This window comes from Bradyrhizobium sp. UFLA05-109, assembly GCF_054185165.1.
In genome coordinates this window covers 84,931-99,580 of record NZ_JBBIAR010000003.1, presented here as the reverse complement: position 1 = coordinate 99,580, position 14,650 = coordinate 84,931, and the positions used below count along the sequence as shown (strand labels likewise).

Sequence of the window (14,650 nt, the reverse complement as noted above, 5' to 3'; positions counted from 1 at the left end):
CATTGTTTAAGGCGTGTATTTGATGAGTTGGATCGTTGCCACAACCTCGTTTATCGAGATCCTGTTGTTGCTATATGTCGCAACGATCGATGTCGCGACACGATTGATCCGAAATGAGATCTGTCTGGCGCTGGCGCTCATCGGGATTGCAGGTCAACTGGCGAGCCCGATGCAACTCGTCGAATCCCTGATATCAGCGACGATCCTGTTCCTGCTGCTGTTCATGATTTACCAGCGGGGAATGATCGGCGGCGGCGACGTCAAGTTGCTGGTTGCCTTGGCGATTGGTCTTCCGCTGACAGGCATCATCCAGTTGCTGACCGTCACCGCGCTGGCCGGCGGCGTTCTTGCCCTGGTGCATCTGGTGATGCGCCTGCTTCCATACCCAAGGCTGGCGCCCGCCGGCTCGTCGATCGTGCGACGCGTCTACGCGGTCGAGCGTTGGCGCCATTTGCGACACGCACCGTTACCTTACGGGGTTGCGATCGCGTGCGGTGGCATTTGGACCATTTTCAGCAAAGGATTGTGACATGTCATCCGCTTTGCGTCTCTCGATCATCATGGTGTTTTCGCTCGCGGCCGTCGCGCTTGGGCTTATCGCCTACAGCATGTACCTGCCGAAAGCGCAGGTCCCGATAGCGCAGGTCACGGAGAATACTCCGGCGCCGCCTCCCACCGTCGGGTACTTTGTCGCGGCACACCCGCTACCGAGAGGGACATTGGCGCGAGATGAAGATTTCGAGGTGCGCTCGTCGCCGCCGGGTAGTGTCCCGGCAGAGGCGATCCGCGATACGCCCGACGCCAAGATCGGACTTCGCGGATCCCTGGTTCGCAACTTCCTCGACACTGGCAGCCCCGTCACGTCCAAAGACATATTGCGCCCGCGAGAACGGGGTTTTCTCGCCAGCGTACTGGTGCCTGACAGCCGCGCCATCAGCATCAACGTTGACGCCGCGTCTGGTGTCTCGGGCCTGATCTGGCCAGGTGACTATGTGGATGTCGTGTTGACCCAGGAGTCGACGACGGCGGGCGAGAAGATAAATCCCGACTACCAGCATGGCACGCTGAGCGAAACCGTCGTTCACAACGTTCGAATCGTCGCGATTGACCAGGAGATCGTCCAGGGCGGATCGGCCAGCAACTCCGCAGCCGGTAAGGTCGCGCACACTGTATCGCTGCAGCTTGCGCCGGAGCAGGTCAAGAAGGTCACGGTCGCAGCAGTGCTCGGAAAGCTCTCCCTGGCCGTACGGTCGGCGATCGATCGACAGGATGCTGAGGACACGGCCGCGACGGTGATGGTCTATGCACGAAACTACGGCACGAAATACTCGGTCAGGAGAGACGACGCGGGGAGCACGCGCACGCTGTTGGGCGGCGATGTGTCGCCGAGAGTTGCCCCATCGGCACCGGTCGCTTCGGCCGTAACGTCACGTTGGTAATGGGAGGCAGTGGTGATTGTTAGCACAGCAGCAGTAAGTCCGCCTGAAGTACCCGCGTCTGTTGTAACGCGTGACCGCATCGTCTGTTTCGTAAACGACGAGCTTAGTGCGGCGACTCTGCGCAAAGGCCTCGAGGGTAGCAACTTATCGATCCGGCGTGGCACGATCCGCAATGCAATACGGATGCTCGAAAGCGACACCGATCTAGCCGCTTTGGTGACAGACATCAGCGGGATCGATGATCCATTTACCGAGCTGGAAAGATTGGCCGGCGTCTGCCCGCCCGATGTTCGAGTCGCTCTGATCGGCGAGAGCAGGGAGATCACCTTCTACCGCGAGCTCATGGAAATGGGCTTGACGGAGTATCTGCCGAGGCCGCTGACGCGCGATATGGTGCTGGACCAGCTGCGCCCGAAGCTGCTTGGCGACGTGGCGCCCGGTCCGACCGATCGTGGCGGGCATGTGATCTCGATCTGTGGTGCGCAGGGCGGAGCCGGCGCTACGAGTATTGCGATCAACCTCGCACTCCAACTGGCTGAAACCACCAAAGCCAAGGTCGCGCTGCTCGACCTTCATCTGCAAGGCGGTGAAACGGCCGTGATGTTGGGGGTTCAGCCTGGACCGGGACTGCGCATCGCTCTGGAAAACCCGATGCGGGCAGACACGTTATTCCTCGAGCGCGCGGCAATTGACGTCAACGAGCGCGTTTGCCTGGTCTCCGCCGACGAGGAGCTCGATGCGCAGCTCGATATCACGGAAGCGGGTGTGAGACACGTGCTGGGCCTGCTCCGTCAACGATTCAATTACATCGTCGTCGATGTCCCGGTGCCATTTCCGCCATCCATTTATCCGGTCATCACTCTTTCTCGCCACGTGATGGTGTTGCTGGAAGCGGAAGTGACGGGACTTCGCAACGCCCATGCGCTGCGCACCGCCGTCACCAATATCGCCGGCAAGGATCGCGTGTTTACCTTGCTCAACCGTGCCGATCGTGCCGGCGGCCTTCCGAAGGCCACGATCGTCAAGGCACTCGGCGCCGAACCAGACATGGTGATTCCCGATCTCGGGAAGGGGATGACCCAGGCGGTCAATCTCGGAATTCCGGCTCTGAAGCACGTATCAGGATTGCGGCGTCACCTCGCTCCGATCGTACGCGAGATCACGGGCGTCGGCGCCGAGCGGAAGGGACGGCTGCGGAGGCTGCTCGGGCTATGAAGAAGTTTGGTAGGCGCGAAGACGACACGCCGGCTCGTTTGCCTGCATTGACGCCAAGCTTGTCCGCGCCAAGCTTGCCCCCACCCACGCCGCGACGCGACGAGCCCGCGATGCAGCGGCCGGTGATGCCAGCTTCGCTGCGCGAACGAGTCATCGAGCAGATTGAACCATCGGTCGCCGCAACGGTTTCGCGCGATGTTCTGCGGCGGCAGATTGAGGAAATCATCCACGGAATCGCCAACGAGGAACGGCTCGAACTGTCAGGCCGCGAGCAGTTTCAGCTGGCGGACGAGATTGCGGACGACATGACCGGATACGGTCCTCTACGTCCGCTTCTGCTCGATCAGTCGATCAACGACATCATGGTCAACGGGCCGAATAACATTTATGTGGAGCGAAACGGCAAGCTGGAACGGATCGCGGTACGATTCCGCGACAATGATCACATCGCATCGGTTGCGCAGAAAATTGCTGCGCAAGTCGGACGCCGGATCGATGAATCCAGCCCGATGGTGGATTGCCGATTGCCGGACGGCAGCCGGGTCAACATCATCTTCCCGCCGCTGGCGATCCATAGCCCTTGCATTTCGATCCGAAAATTTCCGAGCCGCCGTCTGGATACGGCCGGCATGATCGCAAACGGCTCAATGACCGCAGCCGTCGGACAATTGCTGGAGATTGCCGCCCGATCCCGGCTCAACGTTCTGGTCTCCGGCGGCACCGGTTCCGGCAAGACGACGCTGCTCAACGCCATGAGCCAGTTCATCGATCACAGTGAGCGCGTGGTCACCATCGAGGATGCGGCGGAGTTGCAGCTTCAGCAGCCGCACGTGATCAGTCTGGAGACCCGGCCTCCGAGCCTGGAAGGCACGGGGCAGGTGACACAACGCGATCTGGTGTGGAATGCACTGCGAATGCGTCCTGACCGGATCGTCGTAGGCGAGGTGCGCGGCGCTGAGGCATTCGACATGCTGCAGGCGATGAACACCGGTCATGATGGTTCGATCTCCACGGTGCATGCCAACAGCGCCCGGGACGCCATGACCCGTATCGAGAACATGGTGCAGATGGGACAGCCAAATCTGCCGCTGCGGGCGATCAGATCTCAGATCGTTGCGGCGTTGGATCTCATCGTGCAAGTCGAACGCATGCGGGACGGACAGCGTCGCATTATTCAGATTAGCGAGGTGATCGGGCTGGAAGGCGACGTGATCACCACCAATGACATCGCGGCGTTCGAATACGAGCACGAGGATGTTCACGGGCGGATATCCGGCACCTACAGGTCCACCAACGCAGTCCCAAAGTTCAAGAGCCGTCTTTCCTATTATGGGCTCGATCGAGCCTGGGCTGAGGCTATGAGGCAGCTATAATGCTCGAGTTTTTGACCACCGGTGATCTGGCGCTTCTGATCTGCGCAGCGGCCGTGACGTTGTGGCTCGACGCACGACAGCGACGCATCGATCGTCAGCTGGCAATAGCTCTGCCAGTTTCAGAGTTGGCGAACCTGCCCTCCATTCGCCGGTCAGAGGCCGGGTCGCGCTGGCAGTTTCTCTTCCGCATGCTCAATTACAAGCCTGGGATAGCCTACGCTTGGCATCCCGCTTATGTGGTGTTTGCCGGTGTGATCGCAGCAGTCGCGATCCTTTACGCCAATGGCGTGCTGAAATTGTCGGGCCTCTACGTGTATCCGGTGGCTGCAATTGTCGCGTTCATGGTGGTGCGAGGTCTGTTTGGATGGCAGCGACATCGTCTCGCCAGTCAGCTTTTTCGACAGCTGCCCGACGCGATCCAGCTGGTGACGAGTACGGTGCGATCCGGGCTGCCCGTGACTGAAGCATTTCGCACCATTGCTCGCGAGATGCCACAACCAACAGCCGGGCAGTTTGCCATCGTATGCAGCGAAGTGAGTCTGGGGAGACCTCCAGAGGAGGCTGTAGAAGCTGTCTATCGGCGAACGCAAGTGACGGAGTATGGGATCTTTGCCGTTACACTTGCAGTCCAGCTGAAGTCTGGTGGCAGTTTGACCGAAACCTTGCAGACGCTGGGAGACACCGTGAGGCAGCGTGTTGCGCTCGCCGCTCGCGCGAAGGCCTTGGCTGGAGAGGTGATCTTTTCCTCACGAGCTCTTTCATTGTCGCCCATAATTGTGGGTGGGCTGCTATACGCGATCAATCCGGTAACGGTCGATCTGCTGATCTATGATCCGACGGGAAACAGGCTCCTGGCTTACGCAGCAGCTTCGGTGATTGTCGGATCCCTTGTGATACGTTGGATGGTCAGAAGGGAAACAGAACTATGACCTTGGGTCTCGGTTTGGTAGCCCTCGCCATCGCACTTGCAACTGCGACCCTCGTGTTGATCATTCACGAACTACACATTCGTGCGTTGGACATGCGGGTGTCGAACGCCGTGTTGGGCCTTCCTGGTCGGTCAACGTCCTTCCAGGACATGACCGGCTGGCTTTCGTCGCTCGGCACGCGGTATCGGCGCTTTTATTCTGCGGAAAATCTGGACCAGCTCCGAACCATTGTTCAATCGTCGGGCCTGAATCCTCATCGAACCTTGTCGATCTGGATCGGTGTCAAAACCGTCAGTATGTTCTTGCTTCCGGTCATTGCCTTGGTTGTTGCGCAACTTCTCGGGAAGCCACTGACGGATGTGATGATCTTCGGTCTCATTGGCGTCGTGATCGGGATCATGGGGCCGCGGTTGATCCTGTTGGTGCTGAGACGGCGTTTCAATGCGGCGATTCGGCTTGGCACGCCGGACATGATCGACTTGCTGGTTGTCTGCAGCGAGGCGGGAATGGGCCTGGAGAGCGCGCTGGAACGAGTTGCGGAAGAGATGGCCCAGACTAATCCCGCCATGTCCGGGGTTTTGTACGGCCTTCTTGATGATCTGCGGATATTGCCAAATCGGAGCGAGGCGTTCGAGAAATTGGGATCGACGTCAGACGGACTTCGCCGGTTCGGCACCATGGTAAGCCAAAGCCTGCAATACGGAACGCCATTGAGCCAGGCTCTGCGCAGTATCGCCATCGACCTCCGGCGGGAACGTATTACCAACCTGGAGGAGAGGGCGCACAAGTTGGGCGCCAAGCTGACTATTCCGATGGTGTTGTTCTTGCTTCCAGCCATGTTCGTCATTTTGGGTGGAAGTCCGTTTCTGCACCTCGTTCGTACGTTCTCCAGCATCGGGGTGAAGTAGGCCATGACCACGGTTACGCTGTCGAAAAGCCGGTCTTATGAATGGACGATGCAGCTGCTCGGCAGCGCGTGGTTCATGTTGCTGGCCCTTTGCATCGCCATCAGAATTGGGTCATTTACCGATCCCTGGCCCTCGCTTCTGTCGAGTTTTTGTCTTGCCATCTTCTACATGCTCCTGGCGGTGTTGATCATGACGAGGTCGCCGGCAAAGGCGCATGCAGACGGCCTGCTGCCGAGAGTAGCTGCGTTCGTCGGCAGCTATTTGCCATGGACGATCACCTTCCTGGGCAAGAGCGACCAGGCGTTGCCGAACCTCGTGTCCACCGCTTTTGTGCTGATCGGCATGATCATGATGCTTGTCACCATCCGACATCTGGGGCGGTCGTTCAGCCTGGTGCCGCAGGCGCGTTCGGTGGTGCAAACCGGTCCATATCGCTGGATCAAGCATCCGCTCTACTTGGCGGAAGAGATCGTGATCGTGGGCGTGGTGCTGCAATATCTGACGCCGCTCACGGTGATCGTGCTGGTCCTGCATATCGGCGTCCAGGTCTGCCGAATCCTTTACGAAGAAGACCTGCTTCGGCGCACTTGCCCGGAGTATTCCAGTTACGAAGCATCGCGTTGGAGACTGGTCCCCTATGTTTGGTGAGCGGCTATGCGTGACCGAACTGTCATGGAAATCGTTCAAATCGCTCGTGCTCGGACCAGGCGTCCGGACGCGGTAAGGGTCCGTCAAGTCGGGCGCGCGAGCCGTCGAAAGTCTTTCGTCGCGGATCAGCGCGGTGCCGCCGCGCTCGAGATGATGTTCGTTTACGTTATTCTGGTGTCGAGCCTGCTCATGCCGCTCGGCGATCTGGCTGCCGCTGGTTTTCGGTTTGTATCCGCATGGGAGGCATTGCGCGCCTTCGGGCAAAGGATCCAGTACAACCCGCCACAGGACGTTACCTCTTGGGCAAGCTGGAAGTCAGCGCTCCCCACTTCGGTGTCGGGTTATCCGATCAACAACCTCCAGGTCGTTTGCAGCGATACCATGGCTGCCTGCTCCGCATCCAACTCTGGTTCGCCCAAGCACTATACGTACACGACGACCGTCACCGTGGCGCCAATCGTGTTGAGATCAGTGATCTGTCGGAGCGGTAACGCCAATCCTTGTTCGTTCACACTGGCTTACGCAGAACGGTTTCAATAGGAGTGTTTCATGCGTGGCTTGCTTCACTCTCGTCGTGGTGCCGCCGCTTTCGCAACCGTTATCGCCCTGGTGCCGCTGATAGGAGTGGTCGCACTCGGGGGCGAGGCGGGATCGTGGTACGTCACCAGGCAACATGCGCAGAATGCGGCCGATGCGGCAGCCTATTCGGGTGCCACGCAGCAATTGTGCTTATCGGATCCATCATCGTGCACGGTTACGCAAACTGTGGACTATCGCGCAAAGCAGGCCGCGGCCCAGAACTCGTTCTGCAACACCGGCGGTGCCTCCTATCCTGGCTCAACGTGCGCCGGTAGCCTTCCGTCAGGAATCTCGCAGAGCGTCCAGGTCGCTTCGCTCACATCATGGAAGGGGGCGGCCGGAACCTACGTTCAAGCAACTGTTAGCCAGCAACAGCCGGCATACCTGGCGAGAGTGCTTGGGTTGACCACCGTCAACATACCCGCGACGGCCGTGGCCAAAGTACAAATCGTGACGGCGCCGCCCTGCGTCCTGGCTTTGACAGGCTCCATCAGTTTCCAGGGCAGTCCGAACATCAATGCGCCGAATTGCGGCATGGCCTCGAACTCCAGGGCAGCGAATGCAATCAACTTCACCGGCGGCGGGATGACCATGAATCTCGGCTCGCTGTCGACTGTCGGCGGCTGCACGGGGGCTGCATCGTTCTGTGACAAGGCGTTGAAGTACTTGCCGACCCCGACCCCCAATCCTTTCTCTGCACTCGATGGCTCCCTCACCACGTTGTGCGGAGCGAACCCCACGCTTCCCGCGACTTGCGGCCTCCCAAATTGCGGAGGGAATACGCTCGTCGCTTACACGGCCGCCACCCCATGTACGAATGGTGCGAGTGGTGGGAGCAACAATGGCCTCCACATCACAAGCAATAACCCCGAAAATCTGTGCGGGGTTTACTTCATCACGAATGTTTTGAAAATTACAGGAACTCCCCAGATCCAGAACGCGAGTACGTGTACGACGGGAGTGACCTTCATTCTGCTGCCAGGGGCGTCAATCAGCAACCAGGGGAATGCGGTGATCAACATTTCGGGGCCGACAACGGCCCCTGCTACCACGTCGCTTCCCCCGGCTCTTCGGTCTCAAGCTAGCTTATTCCAAGGTATGGCTATTTACGATGCCTCCGCGACCGATGTGACTTTCGGTGGAAACACCAACATCAACTTCAAAGGAAACATCTACGCTCCGAACGCAGCAGTGACGTTTCAGGGCAATCCGACGATGAGCTTTTCCGGGGGCAGTTGTGGCCAGTTGATCGCCAAGTCAGTCGCGTTCAACGGCAATGCGACCTTCGACACCACAGGGTGCCCGTCGCAAACGAAGCTGCCTAAAAGCCAGTATGTCCAGTTGGTGCAGTGATGAGAAAGCTCGATCAGCGTGGCGTCGGGGCGATGGAGTTCTGCCTAGTCGCTCTGCCGCTTTTCATATTGATGTTCACCATCTTCGATCTCGGGCGTTACGCAATCACCATGCAGTCGTTGCGGACACTCGCGAATGCCGGTGCTCGGACGTGGATGATCAGCGACTGCTACGTCAACAGCTCAATGGCCAGAACTTCACCAACCTGCAGCGGCGACCCCCTGCCATCCGTTGCTGCCAAAAAGGCCGTTGCCCCAATGCTCGGTGGTCTGTCGCCGTCGCTGAGCACGACCACGGGAGCCTCCGCACTTACCGTTACGGCTTCTGTACCGAGCTTCAAGATGCTGATGCCGATATGGGGCACAGCACTCAATGCGCCGAGCGCGTCGACCACAATTCCGTTCTAGTGGTAGTGGGCGACCGCCTTGGAATGGCGTGTGGATTTCGGTAGGCGGATAGAGCGAGTCCCCATTTACCCGAATAGATCTTCCGAAAATCGACAGGGAACTTGCCCAGTGGAGCGGGCAGCGGGAGCTCGTGTGCGATTCCGCCGCAGGATCGTTCCGAGAGGCAGAGAGAGTGGTGCTCACTGGCAACATTGCGAAGTTTTCTCTGGTCTTGCCGCAATGCAGTAAGCGTCTCTTCTTGCAACTAGGCAGCATGCGGGATGATGATGTTGGAAATACGAAGTAACGATTTGTAATTGGACGAATTGTAAGCTCGCTCTGTGACGTGGTGCGCGGAGGGGAACTTTTAGGGGAACATCGAGTGCGTGGATCTGCGGGGAGAGCCGTGGATCACAGCGGGGGGAACTCGAATGGGTTGCGGTCGCGTTTCAGGTAACAAGGTAGGGAAGCTTTTCGCATTCAGCGTGATGGGGCTCGGCGCAGCACTTGCCTTGTCCGCATCGGCAGATCGCGCGACGGCTGCAGACCGGAGGGCCTCCTCCGGCGGCGTTTCTTCCGGCGGTGGCGTCTTCGTCAGCGAAATGAACGACGTCCAGCGGGTCAAGGTGGTCGTCAACAAGTCGCGCACCTTCAAGGTCGACACGCCTTTTGCCACGATCGTAGCTGGCTCGCCTGACATCGTCGACGTCAAGTCGCTGAGCGATCACCTGATCTACGTCCAGGGCAAGCAGACCGGCACCACAAACGTCATACTATTTGACTCCTCGATGAAGCAGATCGGGATCCTCGACGTCGAGGTCGTGATCGACACCGGCAACCTGCAGCAGAACATCCGGTCAGGCACCGGCATGCAGGGTATTCGCGTCTCGGCCTCCGAGGGGCAGGTGGTGCTCAGTGGAACCGCGACCGACGCGGTTGCGGCCGAGCGGGCCATGGCGATTGCCACCGGCAGCGTTTCGAAAGGCGGCACCGTCGTCAACGCGATGACTGTCGCGGCGCCGCAGCAGGTGATGCTCGAGGTGCGCTTTCTTGAGGTGAATCGGGACGCCGGTCGCGACCTGGGCGTCAACCTTTATGCGGCGAATGCCAATGGAACGAATGTGGGGAATTCCGGGCTGGGCGGAGTCACCGCTGCCGGCCGAACGCCGATTGGTGGGATCAACAACGCCAATGGTCCCCTCGGTGCTGGCGGGGGCGCTGTCGGTTCTCCCCCGACGGGTAGCCTGCCCGTACTGGGAACATTGGGGACGCTGGTCGGCACCGCAGGTGGTCTTGCTCCCACGCCGTTCGGGAGCTTGTTGACCAGCATCGTTCGGACGTCCAACGGCGGCTCGATCGATCTGTTGATTTCTGCACTGGAAACCAAAGGATTGGCTCGCCGCTTGGCGGAGCCAAACCTCACCACGCTGTCCGGCGATGCCGCTCGCTTCCTGGCCGGCGGTGAATTTCCAGTGCCTGTAGCGTCCACGGCCGGTACCGCTGGCCTCGTACCGACGGTGACCATCGAATTCAAGAAGTTCGGCGTTGAGCTGGCTTTCGTGCCCACCGTTCTCTCGCGTGGCGTGATCAACCTCCGGGTCGAGCCGTCGGTCAGCGAGCTTGATTTCTCCAATGCGGTCCAGATTGCGGGGACAGTTATTCCGGCGCTGACCCGCCGCGACGCGCGCACTACGGTCGAGCTGCGCGACGGCCAGAGCTTTGCGATCGCCGGCCTGCTCCAGACGCGCAACCGGCAGGACGTTTCGCAACTGCCCTGGATCGGCTCGGTGCCAGTGATCGGCAGCTTGTTCAGCAGCAAGTCGTACCAGCAGCAGGAAACGGATCTGGTGATTATCGTGACGCCGCGCCTGGTCGCGCCGGCGGCGCCCGGTCAGAAACTGGCGTCGCCGCTCGATTCGCGCCTGCCGGCCAACGACGTCGATTTCTTCCTTAATGGCCAGATGGAAGTCCGCAAGCGTTACGATGATTATGTGAATTCGGGTGGCGACGTGAAGGGTCCGTATGGCCACATCATCGCTCCTGAAGTCAGGGCGCCCGTTGTGGCCCCGGCCGCTGCTGTCGACCAGCCGGTCGTGAAAACCCTCAACTAGAGGAAGCGAGAGATGACCATCAGGTATCTGGCTCTGTTCGCCCCCCTCCTGCTCTGCGGATGTTACGGCGTTGCCGGTCATGACGAGGTGGATCGCTACTTCCAGCGCTCCGATACCATCACGATGAGCGCCGGCGATGCCAAAGAGGTCAACGCTGTCACCCATACGATCCATCCATGGCCGCGTTACGTCGGCGATCGCAGGATCGCGTACGACGCGCGGCGCGTGGGCTCTGCCGTGACACGCTATGGCAACACGACACGGCCGATCGATCAGCTTCCCGATATCGGGCCGGCGACCGAAGCGATGGGCCAGCGGCCTCCCTCCAACCAGAATATCAACATAGAGGGATTGCCGCCTGGATCGAACGCCGGGGTATCGGTGCCGGTCGGCGGGGCGGGAGCAGCGGCAGTGGGTAGGTAACTGCTTCTGGTAAGTGAATTTGGCGATGATAGTTACGAACGGTGCGGTGATTTCCGCTGGGCCGGGCGGGGGACAAGGGTTATGCGGCGCATCATCTTATTGCTGACTTGTTGCTGCTTGGGGACGGTCCTCGCGGCGTGTGACTACACAACGCGGGAAGCGGCAATCGTGGCTCCCGTCGATCCGCCGGGCGGGGATCCCGTGCAGGAGCCGACCGACGTCAAGTACTACCCGTCGGACGAGCCGGTTCGCCTGGGACTGGAGCATTACAACCGCGGCAGTTATGGGCTCGCCCAGCGCTATTTCAAGGACGCTGTCGAGAAATCGCCGAAGGACGTGACGGCCTGGATTGGGCTTGCCGCGAGCTATGATCGGATCCGCCGGTTCGATCTTGCCGACCAGGCTTATGCTCAGGCGATCAAGCTTGGGGGTGAAACCGTTCAAATCCTGAATGATCAAGGATATTCGTACATGCTGCGCGGCAATCTGAGTGCTGCGCGACGCAAGTTCGAGAAGGCCTATTCTCTCGATCCAGGTAACCCGGTTATCGCCAATAACCTCGAGCTTCTCAACGGCAGTCGCAGGTTCATCGAAAGGCCGCCGAACAACCAGCCTTGATAAGCGCCTTCATTCAATTGGCGACGATTTGATCCGACTAGGTTGGGCGCCGGAGCCCGGAAGAATTGACCCAGTCGTCTATGTGGGCCGCCGTGTCGGCTTGGCTGGCCTTCCTCTGAAGCTCCTCTCTCTCCTTGCCGGCATGCATCGTTTTCGCCTGCTCTCGGCTCTCCTGCGCGACCTTCGAGAACTGATCCTGAAGAGAGACTATCTGCCCAAAAGCGTATCGCATGACGCTGCTCCCGCGTTGGCGAAATCGCAATTTTCCAATTTACGGCTGACGTGATGCTAGTGGACTGGAGTTTCCACCCTCTTGCTCTCGAACGCCAGTTCTTTTTGACCGGTATCAAAAGAGATGGGCCTCAATAATCAGTCAGAAGTGATGTCGTGATGTTCGATGTCCCGCTGAGGCCGGACTTGAAATTGTTGGTCAATTGGCGCGTTCGGTCGCTTGGGCTCGTAGCGCTCCACCAACTTGAGAAGACGTCTTTTGATAAAAGGATCAGCTTGCTCTGCGAGGTCACGCAATATCCTCGCGCGCTGTTTGTTAAATTCATCGTCCAACATCGTCGTCCCCATATACAAAAATGATATTGCAATGAGGTGAGTATAGCGCCTCCTGGTTCTTGAGGAAGCCCCAAACAGGTGTGTTGTTTGACAAGCTCGCGAGCGTGGCAATCAGTGGCCGGCCGCTCTGTCGAGAAACTCCAGCAGAGATGGCGCCACCTCGTCGAGCTCGACGAAGCGACGACGAATCTCATCGGCGATGTCCGCAGTCACATCACGTGACCATCCCTCTATCGGATTGAAGGCAACGATGCGGATGGGATGCTCGTATTGGCCCTCGACCAGGTGCCGCATCAGCGTAACGCGATTGGCGTCCTCTTCGGCAGTCTCGCACCAGGCACACCCAAGCCTGCCCCCGAAGTCTTCAAGCACGAGGTAGATGTCATGGTTGGCTGACGCATGCGGCACGATAGAGGGTGAGCGGCTCATGGGGCCTCCGCCAGAAAGAATTGGCTTTGCTTGATGCCGGCACTCTGAGCCTTTGCGGTGAGAAAGCCATGGATATAAAGAGTTAGCCGTAGCCGACGGCGCGCATTGCGCTGCAATAGATCGGATCTGTTCGGGTGTCGAATGCTTAGTTGGATCACCCAAACTTGTTGCGCGGCCATCCAGACCTTTCGCGCTTGTCCACGACGGTTACTTCTTCAACAATATTCCCACCGTCCGCGCCATTCGCCTCACCGAGCCGGCGTGGCGCCCCAGTTCGGCGGCTATTTTCGATGCGCCAACTCCCCGCCGGGCGAGCTTGACCAATTGCCGGACTTCCAGCTCGGTCCATTGCTTTGGCTTCGGTGTCTTCATGGTGCGGCGCTCGACCTGCACCAGTTAACCAGTGAGCCAAGTGGCCAACACTTGGGAAATTTACGGGTGGCTCCGCACGTGGACATCATCCTTCTGATGAGCGAAGGAGCGGCACACCAGCCGGCCTATGCCAAGCACAATCCTTATTGCTCCCTGGAGCGCGGTGCGATGAGATTGGGATGAATCGTCATCGCACTCTAGGATTTTTGCTTGAGCATGATCGCCGCGCAACCGCGTACCGCGTTTGCCGCGATCACGCTCTAGCCCTCATATTGATCCGGCCCCATCGCCCAGGACGACTGATCGTGGCCGAATGCGTAGTTGCGGTTGGTCAGCGCCGGATTGCGGTTGACCATTGGCCGCATGAACATTGGATGGGTCGCGCTGCGCACCTCGTGCTCGACCGTGAAGAGACGCTTGCCGCCGTCGAGATCGACGATGTCGCAAAACCGGTACTGGTATTGATTGTCCTCGCGGGAGATCAGCTTGCGCGCCGATAGCCTTCGGTAAGGGCCGGAGAAATCGGTGATATACATCTGCACGTGGTGGCCGTCATAATCAGGCTGAGGCCGATCGGTCTCGCGGAACAGGAGATGCTGGTTGCGGCCCGTCTTCACGGCGGCAACCCGGCCGTCGCCGTTCCGCAAGCTAGCGGGCATGCCCATGATCTCGGGATAGAAGGCGCAAATTCCGGGTGCGGATCCGGCCGGCACGTCGAATTCGACGTAGGGAATGCCGAGCGCGATGCGCCCGAAGCGCGCGGCGTCCGGCTCGTAGCAGCGCAGGCGATTGCCCCACGGACAAATCGCCTCGACGTAGTCGTTGTGCTCGGCGAACGCGAACGCCGTGCCCTCGAGCTTGCTCGCGACCGATGCGAGTCGCTGCAGCAGCGCCTCACGCCCCGCAATGACCAGCCCGACGTGACCGCGCAGCACCTGCGGCCTGCCGCTTGGCAAATGAAACTGGCTCTGTCCGGCATTGATCCACATGTTGGTGTCGGACACCATCAGATAGGGGTCGCGGGTGAGCCCGAGCCCCGTGACGTAAAACAAGGTGGCGAGGCGCTGATCCGGGACCTGGACGTTGACGTGCTCGAGATGGATCGCATTGCCGAGATCTTCGGCGGAGCGATCGAATTGATGCGGCATGGATGTACGCTCTGGCTAGGGGACGGACAGACCATACTAGAGCAGAATTTCCGTCAGCCGAAACTGTTGGCCGATCACATCTACGAGCAGAGCATGACGTCCGTTGCCTCCTTGCCGCCGCAGCCAGTCCCTGTAATCTGGCAGAAACACCG

General features: G+C 59.5%; 17 protein-coding genes. 13 read left to right on the top strand and 4 right to left on the bottom strand.

Going from position 1 to position 14,650, the window contains the following annotated elements; genetic code table 11:
• The first annotated feature begins 22 nt into the window (after positions 1–22).
• The 13 genes from Q3C01_RS02965 (at position 23) to Q3C01_RS02905 (ending at position 11,982) form a co-directional block, all read left to right on the top strand.
• Positions 23–529, top strand: coding sequence for an A24 family peptidase (locus tag Q3C01_RS02965; RefSeq protein WP_458143823.1), 507 nt, complete (start codon positions 23–25; stop codon positions 527–529).
• 1 nt (position 530) lies between these two features.
• The gene (gene cpaB, locus Q3C01_RS02960) at positions 531–1,439 is read left to right on the top strand and encodes a Flp pilus assembly protein CpaB (RefSeq protein WP_458143659.1); all 909 of its coding nucleotides are present in this window, start codon (positions 531–533) and stop codon (positions 1,437–1,439) included.
• 216 nt (positions 1,440–1,655) lie between these two features.
• Positions 1,656–2,654, top strand: a complete 999-nt coding sequence (locus Q3C01_RS02955; RefSeq protein WP_458143657.1) for a CpaE/TadZ family protein — start codon at positions 1,656–1,658, stop codon at positions 2,652–2,654.
• On the top strand, positions 2,651–4,027 hold the full coding sequence (locus Q3C01_RS02950) for a TadA family conjugal transfer-associated ATPase (protein ID WP_458143655.1): 1,377 nt from the start codon (positions 2,651–2,653) through the stop codon (positions 4,025–4,027). Before Q3C01_RS02955 ends, Q3C01_RS02950 begins: the two co-directional genes overlap by 4 nt.
• A complete protein-coding gene (locus tag Q3C01_RS02945; protein ID WP_458143654.1) occupies positions 4,027–4,956 on the top strand; it encodes a type II secretion system F family protein in 930 nt (309 codons plus the stop codon). Before Q3C01_RS02950 ends, Q3C01_RS02945 begins: the two co-directional genes overlap by 1 nt.
• Positions 4,953–5,864 (top strand): type II secretion system F family protein, encoded by a 912-nt coding sequence (locus Q3C01_RS02940; RefSeq protein ID WP_458143653.1) that lies wholly within the window; start codon positions 4,953–4,955, stop codon positions 5,862–5,864. Before Q3C01_RS02945 ends, Q3C01_RS02940 begins: the two co-directional genes overlap by 4 nt.
• Before the next feature lie 48 nt (positions 5,865–5,912).
• Positions 5,913–6,512, top strand: a complete 600-nt coding sequence (locus Q3C01_RS02935) for a methyltransferase family protein (protein WP_458143652.1) — start codon at positions 5,913–5,915, stop codon at positions 6,510–6,512.
• A 24-nt stretch (positions 6,513–6,536) separates the two neighbouring features.
• On the top strand, positions 6,537–7,052 hold the full coding sequence (locus tag Q3C01_RS02930; protein WP_458143651.1) for a hypothetical protein: 516 nt from the start codon (positions 6,537–6,539) through the stop codon (positions 7,050–7,052).
• Positions 7,053–7,061: 9 nt separating this feature from the next.
• Complete coding sequence (locus Q3C01_RS02925; RefSeq protein ID WP_458143650.1) at positions 7,062–8,444, top strand: pilus assembly protein TadG-related protein; 1,383 nt, start codon at positions 7,062–7,064, stop codon at positions 8,442–8,444.
• On the top strand, positions 8,444–8,851 hold the full coding sequence (locus Q3C01_RS02920) for a TadE family protein (RefSeq protein WP_458143648.1): 408 nt from the start codon (positions 8,444–8,446) through the stop codon (positions 8,849–8,851). Before Q3C01_RS02925 ends, Q3C01_RS02920 begins: the two co-directional genes overlap by 1 nt.
• A gap of 410 nt (positions 8,852–9,261) precedes the next feature.
• The gene (locus Q3C01_RS02915; protein ID WP_458143647.1) at positions 9,262–10,941 is read left to right on the top strand and encodes a type II and III secretion system protein family protein; all 1,680 of its coding nucleotides are present in this window, start codon (positions 9,262–9,264) and stop codon (positions 10,939–10,941) included.
• A gap of 12 nt (positions 10,942–10,953) precedes the next feature.
• On the top strand, positions 10,954–11,364 hold the full coding sequence (locus tag Q3C01_RS02910; RefSeq protein ID WP_458143645.1) for a hypothetical protein: 411 nt from the start codon (positions 10,954–10,956) through the stop codon (positions 11,362–11,364).
• Between the two features lie 168 nt (positions 11,365–11,532).
• Complete coding sequence (locus tag Q3C01_RS02905; RefSeq protein WP_458143644.1) at positions 11,533–11,982, top strand: tetratricopeptide repeat protein; 450 nt, start codon at positions 11,533–11,535, stop codon at positions 11,980–11,982.
• 369 nt (positions 11,983–12,351) lie between these two features.
• Here Q3C01_RS02905 and Q3C01_RS02900 read toward each other — a convergent pair whose 3' ends face one another.
• The 4 genes from Q3C01_RS02900 to Q3C01_RS02885 all read right to left on the bottom strand — a co-directional run bounded on the left by Q3C01_RS02900 (position 12,352) and on the right by Q3C01_RS02885 (position 14,498).
• On the bottom strand, positions 12,352–12,549 hold the full coding sequence (locus Q3C01_RS02900) for a hypothetical protein (protein WP_458143642.1): 198 nt from the start codon (positions 12,547–12,549) through the stop codon (positions 12,352–12,354).
• 111 nt (positions 12,550–12,660) lie between these two features.
• A complete protein-coding gene (locus Q3C01_RS02895; RefSeq protein WP_458143641.1) occupies positions 12,661–12,978 on the bottom strand; it encodes a hypothetical protein in 318 nt (105 codons plus the stop codon).
• A 207-nt stretch (positions 12,979–13,185) separates the two neighbouring features.
• Entirely contained in the window at positions 13,186–13,371 is a 186-nt protein-coding gene (locus tag Q3C01_RS02890; protein ID WP_458143640.1) for a hypothetical protein, read from the bottom strand.
• A 239-nt stretch (positions 13,372–13,610) separates the two neighbouring features.
• Complete coding sequence (locus Q3C01_RS02885) at positions 13,611–14,498, bottom strand: VOC family protein (protein ID WP_458143639.1); 888 nt, start codon at positions 14,496–14,498, stop codon at positions 13,611–13,613.
• Positions 14,499–14,650 lie beyond the last annotated feature (152 nt).

Bases quoted from the DNA above. Each gene is read 5' to 3' on its own strand.
- Q3C01_RS02965 (WP_458143823.1), top strand. From the start codon at position 23: ATGAGTTGGATCGTTGCCACAACCTCGTTTATCGAGATCCTGTTGTTG.
- cpaB (WP_458143659.1), top strand. From the start codon at position 531: ATGTCATCCGCTTTGCGTCTCTCGATCATCATGGTGTTTTCGCTCGCG.
- Q3C01_RS02950 (WP_458143655.1), top strand. From the start codon at position 2,651: ATGAAGAAGTTTGGTAGGCGCGAAGACGACACGCCGGCTCGTTTGCCT.
- Q3C01_RS02945 (WP_458143654.1), top strand. From the start codon at position 4,027: ATGCTCGAGTTTTTGACCACCGGTGATCTGGCGCTTCTGATCTGCGCA.
- Q3C01_RS02940 (WP_458143653.1), top strand. From the start codon at position 4,953: ATGACCTTGGGTCTCGGTTTGGTAGCCCTCGCCATCGCACTTGCAACT.
- Q3C01_RS02935 (WP_458143652.1), top strand. From the start codon at position 5,913: ATGCAGCTGCTCGGCAGCGCGTGGTTCATGTTGCTGGCCCTTTGCATC.
- Q3C01_RS02930 (WP_458143651.1), top strand. From the start codon at position 6,537: ATGGAAATCGTTCAAATCGCTCGTGCTCGGACCAGGCGTCCGGACGCG.
- Q3C01_RS02925 (WP_458143650.1), top strand. From the start codon at position 7,062: ATGCGTGGCTTGCTTCACTCTCGTCGTGGTGCCGCCGCTTTCGCAACC.
- Q3C01_RS02920 (WP_458143648.1), top strand. From the start codon at position 8,444: ATGAGAAAGCTCGATCAGCGTGGCGTCGGGGCGATGGAGTTCTGCCTA.
- Q3C01_RS02915 (WP_458143647.1), top strand. From the start codon at position 9,262: ATGGGTTGCGGTCGCGTTTCAGGTAACAAGGTAGGGAAGCTTTTCGCA.
- Q3C01_RS02910 (WP_458143645.1), top strand. From the start codon at position 10,954: ATGACCATCAGGTATCTGGCTCTGTTCGCCCCCCTCCTGCTCTGCGGA.
- Q3C01_RS02900 (WP_458143642.1), bottom strand. From the start codon at position 12,549: ATGTTGGACGATGAATTTAACAAACAGCGCGCGAGGATATTGCGTGAC.
- Q3C01_RS02895 (WP_458143641.1), bottom strand. From the start codon at position 12,978: ATGAGCCGCTCACCCTCTATCGTGCCGCATGCGTCAGCCAACCATGAC.
- Q3C01_RS02885 (WP_458143639.1), bottom strand. From the start codon at position 14,498: ATGCCGCATCAATTCGATCGCTCCGCCGAAGATCTCGGCAATGCGATC.